Source organism: Stenotrophomonas sp. yr243 (assembly GCF_900184195.1).
Lineage (GTDB): Bacteria > Pseudomonadota > Gammaproteobacteria > Xanthomonadales > Xanthomonadaceae > Stenotrophomonas > Stenotrophomonas lactitubi.
This window is the reverse complement of the sequence record NZ_FXWT01000001.1, coordinates 198,171-209,826: the sequence shown is the minus strand read 5'-3', so window position 1 is coordinate 209,826 and position 11,656 is coordinate 198,171. Positions and strand designations below refer to the sequence as shown.

The 11,656-nt window shown below is 67.5% G+C and carries 10 protein-coding genes; 4 read left to right on the top strand and 6 right to left on the bottom strand.

Annotated features, from left to right (window positions below; translation table 11 throughout):
- The first annotated feature begins 77 nt into the window (after positions 1–77).
- From QOL57_RS00870 to QOL57_RS00855, 4 genes are all read left to right on the top strand, one after another.
- Positions 78–1,238 (top strand): efflux RND transporter periplasmic adaptor subunit, encoded by a 1,161-nt coding sequence (locus QOL57_RS00870; RefSeq protein ID WP_089240886.1) that lies wholly within the window; start codon positions 78–80, stop codon positions 1,236–1,238.
- A gap of 21 nt (positions 1,239–1,259) precedes the next feature.
- Positions 1,260–4,424 (top strand): multidrug efflux RND transporter permease subunit, encoded by a 3,165-nt coding sequence (locus QOL57_RS00865; protein WP_089240888.1) that lies wholly within the window; start codon positions 1,260–1,262, stop codon positions 4,422–4,424.
- Positions 4,405–4,797, top strand: a complete 393-nt coding sequence (locus QOL57_RS00860; protein ID WP_089240890.1) for a nuclear transport factor 2 family protein — start codon at positions 4,405–4,407, stop codon at positions 4,795–4,797. Before QOL57_RS00865 ends, QOL57_RS00860 begins: the two co-directional genes overlap by 20 nt.
- 83 nt (positions 4,798–4,880) lie before the next feature.
- The gene (locus QOL57_RS00855) at positions 4,881–5,579 is read left to right on the top strand and encodes an MliC family protein (protein ID WP_089240892.1); all 699 of its coding nucleotides are present in this window, start codon (positions 4,881–4,883) and stop codon (positions 5,577–5,579) included.
- 50 nt (positions 5,580–5,629) lie between these two features.
- On the opposite strand, the gene QOL57_RS00850 is transcribed toward QOL57_RS00855, so the two are convergent.
- From QOL57_RS00850 to QOL57_RS00825, 6 genes are all read right to left on the bottom strand, one after another.
- Complete coding sequence (locus tag QOL57_RS00850; protein ID WP_089241298.1) at positions 5,630–6,178, bottom strand: hypothetical protein; 549 nt, start codon at positions 6,176–6,178, stop codon at positions 5,630–5,632.
- Positions 6,168–6,734 carry an elongation factor P-like protein YeiP gene (gene yeiP / locus QOL57_RS00845; protein ID WP_089240894.1) on the bottom strand — a complete coding sequence of 189 codons (567 nt, stop codon included), beginning with the start codon at positions 6,732–6,734 and terminating at the stop codon, positions 6,168–6,170. Before yeiP ends, QOL57_RS00850 begins: the two co-directional genes overlap by 11 nt.
- Before the next feature lie 49 nt (positions 6,735–6,783).
- On the bottom strand, positions 6,784–7,554 hold the full coding sequence (locus tag QOL57_RS00840; RefSeq protein WP_089240896.1) for an SDR family NAD(P)-dependent oxidoreductase: 771 nt from the start codon (positions 7,552–7,554) through the stop codon (positions 6,784–6,786).
- A 79-nt stretch (positions 7,555–7,633) separates the two neighbouring features.
- Positions 7,634–10,207 (bottom strand): EAL domain-containing protein, encoded by a 2,574-nt coding sequence (locus QOL57_RS00835; RefSeq protein ID WP_089240898.1) that lies wholly within the window; start codon positions 10,205–10,207, stop codon positions 7,634–7,636.
- Positions 10,204–11,097 carry a hydroxymethylglutaryl-CoA lyase gene (locus tag QOL57_RS00830; RefSeq protein WP_089240900.1) on the bottom strand — a complete coding sequence of 298 codons (894 nt, stop codon included), beginning with the start codon at positions 11,095–11,097 and terminating at the stop codon, positions 10,204–10,206. Before QOL57_RS00830 ends, QOL57_RS00835 begins: the two co-directional genes overlap by 4 nt.
- 171 nt (positions 11,098–11,268) lie before the next feature.
- The gene (locus QOL57_RS00825; protein WP_089240902.1) at positions 11,269–11,655 is read right to left on the bottom strand and encodes a VOC family protein; all 387 of its coding nucleotides are present in this window, start codon (positions 11,653–11,655) and stop codon (positions 11,269–11,271) included.
- Between the last annotated feature and the right edge of the window lies 1 nt (position 11,656).

Here is an 11,656-nt window from a genome sequence, read left to right as displayed (position 1 = left end):
CATCGAAACCCCATCATCGCCACGCACACTGCGCGCTTCATGATTCGTCAGCCGCGTCTGCGGCACTGTGCACAGCAATGAGAACCTTCAGGACTCCGGTCGCGCTGGTCGCGACCTTCGCCTTGGCCATGACGGCCTGCTCCCGCCCCGAACCCACCGTCGAGGCCGTGCCGCGTGTCAGCGTGGTTACGGTCGGCCCGCAGGTGGTGCAGCGCGATGATGAACTGCCCGGTCGGGTGGCGGCAGTGCGCACCGCGCAGATCCGTGCGCAGGTCGGCGGCATCGTGCAGCGCCGGATGTTCGAGCAGGGCGCGGAAGTACACGCCGGCGAGCCATTGTTCCAGATCGACCCGGCGGCGTTCCGCGCCGACGTCGATTCGGCGCTGGCTGCCCTTCAGCGCAGCGAGGCCGCCCTTGGCCGCAGCCGTGTGCAGTCACAGCGGCTGCAGGCGCTGGCCGCCGCGCAGGCGGTCAGCCAGCAGCATCGCGACGATGCCAGCGCCGAGCACGAGCAGGCCCGGGCGGCGGTCAACGAGGCGCGCGCGATCCTGGCGCGACGCCAGCTCGACCTGCGCTACGCGACGGTCAGTGCACCGATCGATGGCCGCATCGACCAGGCATTGGTGACCGAAGGTGCACTGGTCGGCGTCGCCGATGCCGAGCCGATGGCGGTGGTGCAGCAGATCGACCAGGTCTATGTGGACGTGCGCCAGCCGGCATCGCAGCTGCAGGCTCTGCGCCGCGGCGCGGTGGACGGTGAGCTGCCGGTGACGATCATCGGCGCGGCGGGTACGCCGCTTCCCGAGCGCGGCCGGCTGTTGTTCTCCGGTGTCAATGTCGATGCACGCACCGGTGATGTGATCCTGCGCATCCTGGTCGACAACCCTGAGCGGCAGCTGTTGCCGGGCATGTACGTGCGTGCCCGGGTGCCGCGCGGTGCGCCGGCCAGCGCGCTGCTGCTGCCGCAGCAGGCGGTGCTGCGCAGCGCCGGTGGCCAGGCCTATGCCTGGGTCATCGCCGCCGATGGCAAAGCAGTGATCCGCACGCTCGAGGTGGACGGCAGCGTCAACCGGCAATGGTTGGTGCGGCATGGCCTGAAGGCGGGCGAGAAGGTCGTGGTGGAAGGCCAGGAGCGCCTGCAGGAGGGCGTGCTGGTCGATCCGCGCGACTGGCAGGTGCCGGTCGCCAGCGCCAACGCCAACGCCAACGCAACGCCGACACCCGCAAGCCAGGGCTGAGCCCTTCCAGGAACCTACGACATGGCTCGTTTCTTCATCGATCGCCCGGTGTTTGCCTGGGTGCTGGCGATCTTCGTCATCCTGGCCGGCGTGCTGGCCATTCCGCGGCTGGCGGTCGAGCGCTATCCGGCGGTCGCACCGCCCAGCGTCAGCATCTATGCCAGCTATCCCGGCGCCAGCCCGCAGACGTTGAATGATGCGGTGGTCGGGCTGATCGAGCGTGAGCTGTCCAGCGTCAAACACCTGCTGTACTTCGAATCGTCGGTGGACACTTCCGGCGAAGCGTCGATCACCGCCACCTTCAAGCCCGGCACCGATCCCGAGCTGGCACAGGTGGATGTGCAGAACCGGATCAAGGCGATCGAGCCACGCCTGCCACGCAGCGTGCGCCAGAACGGACTGTTCGTGGAGGCTGCCGACTCGGGGTTCCTGATGCTGGTGGGCCTGCGCTCACCCGATGGCAGTGTCAGCGAAGCGGCGCTGGGCGATTTCATGGCGCGCAACATCATCGAGGAACTGCGGCGCATCGACGGCGTCGGCCGCGTGCAGTTGTTCGGTGCCGAACAGGCGATGCGGATCTGGCTGGACCCGACCCGCCTGACCGGCTACGGCCTGACCATGGGCGATGTGGCCAGCGCGATCGAGCAGCAGAACCTGGAGATCTCGCCGGGTCGCATCGGCGATTCGCCCGGTGTTCCCGGCCAGCGCATCACCGTGCCCTTGAGTGCCGAAGGCCAGCTGTCCACCCCCGAGCAGTTCGCGGCGATCGTGCTGCGCGCCGGTGCCGATGGTTCGCGGGTGCTGTTGGGTGACGTCGCCCGGGTCGAACTGGGTGCGCAGAGCTATGCCTGGGGCACGCGTGAAGACGGCTATCCGGCGACGGCCGCCGGCGTGCAGCTGCGCCCCGGTGCCAATGCGGTGCGTACCGCCACGGCTGTGCGCGAACGCATGACCGACCTGCAGCCGCTGCTGCCGCACGGTGTTGAATCCAGCATTCCGTTCGACACCGCGCCCTTCGTCAAGGTCTCGATCCAGAAGGTGCTACAGACCCTGGTCGAGGCGATGCTGCTGGTGTTTGCAGTGATGTACCTGTTCCTGCAGAACTGGCGCTACACGCTGATCCCCGCCCTGGTGGCGCCGATCGCGCTGCTGGGTACCTTCGCGGTGATGCTGGCGCTGGGTTTCTCGATCAACGTATTGACCATGTTCGGCATGGTGCTGGCGATCGGCATCATTGTTGACGACGCTATCGTGGTGGTCGAGGGCGTGGAGCGGATCATGGCCGAAGAGGGCCTGCCGCCGCGCGAGGCCACGATCAAGGCGATGCGTGAGCTGACCGGTGCGGTGATCGGCATCACCCTGGTGCTGACCGCGGTATTCATCCCGATGGCGCTGGCCAGTGGCTCGGTCGGTGCGATCTACCGCCAGTTCAGCGTGGCGATGTCGGTGTCCATCCTGTTCTCGGCACTGCTGGCGCTGAGCCTGACCCCGGCGTTGTGCGCGACGCTGCTGCGGCAGGGTACACGTGGTCATCATGGCCGCGGCGGCGTGTTCGGTGCGTTCAACCGTGGTTTCGAGCGGATGACCGGGCGTTACCAGCAGGGCGTGGCGACGGTCCTTCGGCGCAGTGGCCGGGTGATGGGCCTGTTCGCAGCATTGCTGGTGGCACTGCTGATCGGCCTGCATTGGTTGCCGGGTGCGTTCCTGCCGGAAGAGGACCAGGGCTATTTCATGACCTCCATCCAGCTGCCGGCCGAAGCAACCGCCGAACGCACGCTGGCCGTGGTCGAAGCCTACGAGCAGCACGTCGCCTCGCGGCCGGCGATCGCGTCCAACCAGGCCATCCTCGGCTACAGCTTCTCCGGTTCCGGCCCCAGCGCTGCACTGACCTACACCATGTTGAAGGACTGGGGTGAGCGCGGCGGCAGCACCGCAGCGGACGAAGTAAAGGCGGCGCAGCAGGCGATGGCGACGGTCTCGGAAGGCGAGGTGATGAGCGTGATGCCGCCGGCCATCGACAGTCTTGGCCGTTCCTCCGGGTTCTCGTTGGCGCTGCAGGCACGTACCGGGCAGGGCCAGGCCGAGCTGCGGGCCGCCCTGCAGCAGTTGCTGAAGCTGGCAGAGGCCAGCCCGCTGCTGGCCGAAGTGCATGCCGATGGCCTGCCGGCGGGCAGCAATGTGCGCCTGGACATCGATCGCGCCAAGGCGGAGGCGATGGGTGTGGTGTTCACCGACATCAGTGCAACGCTGTCGGCGGCGATGGGCTCGCAGTACGTCAACGATTTTCCCAATCGCGGGCGCATGCAGCAGGTGATCGTGCAGGCCGATGCGCCGCACCGCATGCAGCTGGAGGATGTGTTGAAGCTGTATGTCCGCAACAGCGAGGGCGGCATGGTGGCGTTGTCCGAGCTGGTCACCGCGCACTGGGCCGAGGCGCCACTGCAGCTGCAGCGTTACCTGGGGTTCCCGGCATTGAACCTGTCCGGCGCACCCGCCAGCGGGGTGTCCACCGGTCAGGCGATGATCGAGATGGAGCGCCTTGCACAGCAGCTGCCAGCGGGCTTTGCCCTGCAGTGGACCAGCCAGTCGCTGCAGGAGCGTGAGTCCGGTGCACAGGCGCCGTGGTTGCTGCTGCTGTCGATGCTGGTGGTGTTCCTGGTGCTGGCGGCGCTGTACGAGAGCTGGTCGATTCCGCTGGCGGTGATGCTGGTGGTGCCGTTGGGCCTGCTCGGCGCCGTTGCTGCAGTGCTGCTGCGCGGGATGCCCAATGATGTGTTCTTCAAGGTCGGCATGATCACGGTGATCGGGCTTTCGGCGAAGAACGCGATCCTGATCGTCGAGTTCGCCCGCCAGCTGCAACAGCAGGGACGCGGTCTGGTCGAGGCGACCATCGAAGCGGCACGCCTGCGGCTGCGGCCGATCGTGATGACCTCGCTGGCGTTCGCGCTGGGCGTGGTGCCGCTGATGCTGGCGCAGGGTGCTTCAAAGGAAACGCAACAGGCCATCGGTACCGGCGTGTTCGGCGGCATGGTCAGTGCGACCGTGTTGGCCGTGTTCTTCGTGCCGGTGTTCTATGTGGTGGTGCAGGGCGCGCAGCAGTGGCTTGCGCAGCGCCTGCGCCGACGCCGGCCGACGCCGGGAGGAAGCGTGGATGGAAAGCAGGTGGATGGAAAACGGGAGCCCTGAGGGCCTGTATGAGGCGCAGTTGCGCGTGTTGGAGCAGCAGCTGCGGGATGCGCTGCTGGACGGCGACCATGGCGCAGCCACTGCGCTGCTGTCACCGGTGTTGTTCATGATGGACGGGCAGGGCGGCCGGATGCTCGACCTGCCCTGGTTGCAGGACTGGCGACAAGGCCGTCTGCAGATTCACGCGCTGCAGGTGCATGCGGTGGAAACGCTGCTGTGTGGGCGCCTCGCCTTGTTGTCCGGCGATGTTCAGCTGCATGTGCATTGGCTGGGTCGCGAACACACGCAGCGCATGCGCCTGTTGCGCGTCTGGACAAGCGCTTCCGGTGCCAGCGGCGCGCAACTGCTGTCGATGACGGTGCTGGCGGGCTGAACACGGTCATGCAGCTTTCAGGCCCCGTTTGCGCGCAGATGGTAGGGTCCAAGGTCTCTGTAGTTTCGACAAGGAGTCGAGCCATGCGTGTAATTTCCAGTCTGTTGGCTGCCTCCCTCGGCCTTGCGCTGAGCGCCTGCCAGCCGGCCCAAACGCCCGCCTCCAGCGGCGCAGCCGATGCGGCCGCAACGCCGGTACCGGCACCTGTGGCTGCCGCTGTTGATGGCGGCGGCAGCGAAACCCTCTATCGCTGCGGCGATATTGATGTGCGCGCGACCTTCAACGGTGAGGACGCAGCGACGGTTGTGGTTGGCGGGCGCAGTTTCGCGATGTCCTCCGAACGCGCGGCCTCCGGTGCGAAGTATGCCGACGGCAAGGGCAACAGCTTCTGGACCCGCGGCAGCGAGGAAGCGCTGCTCAGCCTGAAGGGCGAAGCGGATCGTGAGTGTGCAGCGGTGGAAGCGACCGAGGGCGATGGCAGGGCCGGCGACGCGGCGTTCCGTGCCACTGGCAACGAGCCGGGTTGGCTGGCCGTCGTCGATGGTGATGCGCCGGGCCTGCAGGTGGAGGTCGACTACGGCGAGCGCCGCTTCGCGGTCGCCAAACCGACCGAGGGTGCAGACGGCTGGGTTGGCAAGGCCGCCGATGGCACCGACATCAAGTTGAGCTTCCAGCGCACCACCTGCCAGGACGACATGAGCGGTGAGGCGTTCGAGGCCAAGGCGATGTTGACCGTGGGCACGCGCCAGTACCACGGCTGCGGCAACTTCGGCGCGAAGTAACGCGTGGTTACGCGGATCGGTAGCGCCGGGCCATGCCCGGCGTTGATCGGTCAGTCCTCACAGGGCTTCAAGTCCAGCTCGAACACCAGGCCGTAGCGGCTGTTGATCCCGATCAGCGCCGTGCGGATCGCACAGTCACCGCGATGGCGCGCGACCAGATCGGTGAAGATCTTCTCGCGACCCTCGCAGTACGTCGCGCTGGCCTCTTCAAGCTCTCGACGGCGCTCGTCGTCGTAGGGTTCTTCGCCGGCGAAATGCTGGCAGGTGTTTTCGCGCGCGATGAACGCCTGCACGTCGGCGGGCATCTGGCAGTAGATGCGTATGTCTTCGATGTCGTACACGTCGTTGGACACCGCGCAGCCAGCGGCAGCACGGGCCTGTTCCAGTTCCTCGTAACTCGAGGGCAGGCTGGCAGCGGAGGGCTCCTCGGCGGGTTCCTGCAGGGCCGCGGGCGACGCCGCTGCCGGTGCGATGGGAGCCACCGGATCGACCGCTACGGCCTCTGGCGTGGCACCACCTGCGCCGTTGTCCGCTGCCTGCGGCGAGCACGCAGCAAGCAGGGACAGGCAGGCGATCAGCGCCGCGCGGTTAATCGGCACGGCCAGCAAATTCGCCGGTGCTGGTGTTCACCAGCACACGCTCACCGTTGACGATGTATTCCGGCACCATGATTTCGATGCCGGTGTTGAGCTTGGCCGGCTTCGGGCGCTTGGTGGCGGTGCCACCTTTCAGTTCCGGTGGGGTCTCGACCACTTCCAGCACCACCGAGGCCGGCAACTGGATCGCCACCGGCAGGTCGTCGATCACCTGCACGTAGATGCCGGTCAGGCCGTCGGTGATGTAACCCGCGTCATCACCGATCACGTCCGCGTCCAGGGTGTAGGGGGTGTAGTCCTCGTCGTCCAGGAACACGAACGCGTCGCCATCCTTGTACGAGTAGGTGGACTGGCGGCGCAGCAGTTCGACTTCGACCAGGTTGTCGTCGGCATCGAAGCTGGCATCGAGCTTGTTGCCGCCCGGCACGCTGTACATGATGAAGCGGAAGCGGACGTTGCCGCCGCGACCCTGCGGCGAGCTGCGCTCGATGTCGCGGATCTGGTAGACGCCGTTGTTGAACTCGACGACGTTGCCCTTCTTGATGTCGTTGGCTTTCATGATGATGTTGGTTGTTGGGGGAGGGCGCCGTCCCGGCGCCCGGGGGGAATCACTTCGGAGCGAGCCGGGTGGCACCGTCCAGGCGGATGGTCTCGCCGTTGATATAGGTGTTGCCGAGGATGTGGCCGACCAGGCTGGCGAAGTCTTCCGGCTTGCCCAGGCGCGACGGGAACGGGATCGACGCGGCCAGCGATTCCTGCACGGCTTCGGGCATGCCATCGACCATCGGCGTCCAGAACACACCCGGCGCGATGGTGTTGACGCGGATGCCGAAGCGCGACAGCTCGCGGGCCATTGGCAGGGTCATCGCCACCACGCCGCCCTTTGAGGCGGAATAGGCGGCCTGGCCGATCTGCCCTTCGTAGGCGGCAACGCTGGCGGTGTTGATGATGACGCCGCGCTCGCCGTCCACGCCGGCCTCGTTGTGCTGCATGCGGTTGGCGGCGGCCTTGGCGACATTGAAGCTGCCGACCAGGTTGACCATCACCGTGCCCTGGAACCCGGCCAGCGGCATCGGGCCTTCCTTGCCCAGCACGCGGCCAGCGCCGAGGATGCCGGCGCAGTTCATGGCGACATTCAGGCCGCCGAGGAAATCGCAGGCCTGGTCGATGGTCGCCGACACGGACCCTTCATCACTGACGTTGACATTGAAATAGCGGGCGTTGTCCTGCCCCAGCCCGGCAACAGCCGCCGCGCCCTTGGCGTCGTTGAGGTCGAACAGGGCGACCTTGCCGCCCTGGGCAACCAGGTGCTGGGCCACGGCCAGGCCGAGGCCGGAGACGCCGCCAGTGATCACGGCACGTACGGAAGACAGCTGCATTGCACGGTCCTGCAGGTTCAAGAACCGCCGATTCTAACGGAAGCGGCGGCAGCCGCCGTTGTGCACTGCGCCGCCGGCCTCAGCCCAGTTCGCGGGCACGGCGCAGGCGACGCTCGAAGTCCGCGGCGGGCAGACCGTGGGCGAACAGGAAGCCTTGGCCGACGGTCACCCCCAGGTCGAGCAGGCATTGCCGTTGCGCCTCGGTTTCCACGCCTTCGGCGACCACGCCCAGGCCGAGGCTGCGGGCAATCGCGCACACCGCCTCGCAGACAGCGACATCCGAGCGGTTGCGGGGAATGCCTTCAACGAACAACTGGCTCAGTTTCAGCCCATGGATGGGCAGCCGGCGCAGGTAGTTCAGCGCGCTGTAGCCTTCGCCGAAGTCGTCGATGGTCAGCATCACCCCCATCTCGCGCAGGCGGGCGAAAGTGCGCAGGGTGTCCGGCGCATCCTCGATCAGCACCCGCTCGGTGAACTCCAGCTCCAGCACGCTGCCGGGCAGGCCGAACTCATCCAGCACCTGCCGCACCCAGCGGGCGAGATCCTCACCGACGAACTGCCGCCAGGACACGTTGACCGCCACTCGTACCAGGCCGAGCCCATCGTCCTGCCATTGCCGGACCTGCCGGCAGGCTTCGCGCAACGCCCATTGACCGATGCGCACGATGTCGCCGGTGTGCTCGGCGTGGCGGATGAACAGGTCCGGCCGCATCTGGCCCAACTGTATGTTGTGCCAGCGCATCAACGCCTCGCAGGCGATGGTGGCGCCGCTGCGCAGGTTGACCTGTGGCTGGTAGACCAGGTGGAACTCGTCGCCATCGAGGGCCTTGTGCAGCCGGCTCTCGATCTGCAGGCGGTCATGCTGGCGCTGTGCCAGTTCCGGGGAGAACACCTGCCAGCCGTTGCGGGTGCGTCGCTTGCACTCGTACATCGCCGTGTCGGCGTTCTGGATCAGCTGCTGCGGCCGGTTGCCATCGCGCGGTGCACGGGCGATGCCGATGCTGGCGGTGACCGGGAACTCGTCGCTGCCCAGCTGGAACGGCGCCGAAAAGGCCGCAGTGATGCGCTCGGCCAGTTGTTCGGCCTGGTCCGGCTGGTCGCGCAGGTCACAGATCACCAGGAACTCGTCGCCGCCAAAGCGTGCAAGCAGGCCTTCGGTGCCGATTGCGGTGGCGATGCGCCGGGTCGCTTCGATCAACAGTTCATCACCGGCGTTGTGGCCGAGCAGATCGTTGACCACCTTGAAACGGTCCAGGTCGATGTACAGCACGGCCACGCGGTCGTGGCTGGGACTGTCCATGCGCACGCCCAGGTCGCTCAGCACCGCATCGCGGTTCATGATGCCGGTCAGCGGGTCGGTGCGGGCCTGCACGCGCAGGGTTTCCTCGGCCTGCTTGCGCTCGGTGATGTCCTGCACGGTGCCGGTGATGCGCGCGGCATCGACATCGCCGGCCGAGACCTCGCCGATCATCCGGATCCAGAACGAGTGGCCATCGCGGCGCTGGCCCTGCAGCTCCAGGCCGAAGCTGCTGCGGTGTTCGATGGTGTCGGCCAGCGCCTGCTGCAGGGCGGCGCGGTCGTCGCTGCGCAGGCAGTCCAGCAGGTCCGGCATGTCATCCAGATCGGCTGGCTGGCCGACGATGCGCCGCGCCTCATCGGTGAGGTACAGGCGCGGCAGGCCGCGATCCCACTCCCAGCCGCCGATGTGGGCAAGCGACTGCGCGCGCGCGAACAGGGTGTTGTTGCGCTTCAGTTCGGTGATGTCACTGAACATCGCATAGACATGGTCGGCCTGGTCGCAGCCGTTGCCGAACACCGGCACGTTGGTGGTGGACAACCACAGCATGCGTCCGCGTGGGCGGTGGTACAGGCCGATGATGGTGCTGCGGATCATCCGCCCGGCCTGGAAGCAGCGGCTGGTCGGCCACTGTGACTGGGTCAGCGGATGGCCGTGTTCGTCGACGATGATCCAGGCTTCGGGATCGAGCATCGAATTCAAGCCCACGCCACCACCGGTGAGGCCGAGGATGCGGTGCGCTGCGGGGTTGGCAGACAAAACGCGCAGATCGCGGTCGAACAGGATCACGCCCTTGTCGATCGACTCCATCAACAGGCGATAGCGCGACTCGGCGCGCCAGCGCCCGCTCAGGTCGCGGGCGACGGCGACGATGCAGGGCTGGCCTCGGTCCTGGAAGCCGGCCGAATGCACTTCCACCGGAAAGCGACTGCCGTCGCCGCGCATGTTGGTCACTTCGATGACGTAGGTGTCGCCGCGGTTCAGCGCTTCCCACACTGGTTGCAGGTGGTCGCTGGGCAGGTCCGGGTTGAGCAGTTCGATCGGCTGGCCGACGATGTCTTCGCGCGGGCGGTCGTAGGCGACGATGCCGGCACGGTTGACGTCCAGCACCACGCCTTCGGCGCTGAGGATGCTGACCGGGTCGGGCACGGCGTCGAACAGCGCGGCGTAGCGGGCCTGGGTATCGAGTTCGCGCTGCTGTGCATCGGCCAACGCCTGCCGTGCCTGGCGCAGCAGCCTGGCCTGGGCCGGCGATGGGGAAGCGGCCAGCGCCGCGTCCAGAGCGGCCAGCGCGTCGTCGGTTGCGGCGGAAGCATCGCCGATGGCCGGCCGGTCGCGCGGGCCGCTGTCGTTCATGTCGCCGCCAGCGCCTGCCCGACGCGGCTGGCGGTGGCGCGGCCGAGCAACCCGGCCAGCCAGCGGCCGGTCTCGGCCAGCGATGGCAGGTCCACGCCGCACTCCAGGTCCAGGCCCTGCAGCAGGTACACCACGTCCTCGCTGGCCACGTTGCCGCTGGCGCCCTTCGCGTACGGGCAGCCGCCGGCACCGGACACGGCGCTGTCGACCACGCGCACGCCTTCTTCCAGGCAGGCCGCGATGTTGGCGATGGCCTGGCCATAGGTATCGTGGAAGTGCACGGCCAGCGCGCTCATCGGGATCTCGGCAGCCACTGCCTGCAGCATCGCGCGGGCCTTGCGCGGCGTACCGACGCCGATGGTGTCGCCCAGCGAGATTTCGTAACACCCCATTTGATGCAGGGCACGGGCCACACGCACAACGTCGGCCAGCGGCACCTCGCCCTGGTACGGACAGCCGAGCACCGTGGAGACGTAGCCACGCACGCGCACACCATCAGCCGCCGCACGGCGCAGGATCGGCTCGAAACGGGCCAGCGATTCATCGATGCCGGCGTTGGTATTGGTGCGGTTGAAGGCTTCCGATGCAGCGGTGAATACCGCGATCTCCTGCACGCCGACGGCGCGCGCACGGTCGTAGCCCTGTTCGTTCGGCACCAGTACCGGATAGGCGATGCCCGGGCGGCGCTGGATGCCGGCATAGACCTCGGCGGCGTCGGCCAGCTGCGGGACCCAGCGCGGGCTGACGAAGCTGGTCGCCTCGATGGTGCGCAGGCCGGTGGCCGACAGGCGATCGATCAGGGCGATCTTGTCGGCGGTGGCCACGGCCTGCTTTTCGTTCTGCAGGCCATCGCGCGGGCCGACTTCGACGATGCGGACGAAATCGCTCATCGCGGCACCCCCACGGCAGGCGAGGCGGGATGGGCAGGGCAGATGGGATCGACTGGGGTCACGGCGGTTCCTGGGAAACGGGGGCGGCCCGGTCTTCGCCAGGCTGCCAGATGAGATACGCAGGCGGGTCGCACAAGCGGCCACGCCTGCGCCTGGTTGTGGCGGAAGGGCCTACCCGGGCAGGTGGCAGACCGCCTCGATGTTGTTGCCATCCGGGTCGATCACGAAGGCGGCGTAGTAGTCCGGGTGGTACCACGGGCGCAGGCCGGGCATCCCGTTGTCACGCCCACCTGCGGCCAGGGCGGCGGCATGGAACGCATCAACCTGGGCGCGTTCGCCGCAGACGAAGGCCACGTGCACACCCTGGCTGAGGGGCGCCGCATTACCCAGCCAGAAGAACGGCTTGCCGTGGTTGCCGAAACCCACGTGGTCGTGGGCGCCGGTCTGTTCGGCACTGACCTCCATCACCAGGCCGATCTGCAGCGGTGCCAGCGCCTGCAGGAAGAAGCCCTTGCTGCGCGGCAGGTCACCGCTGTTCAAACCGATATGGTCCAGCATG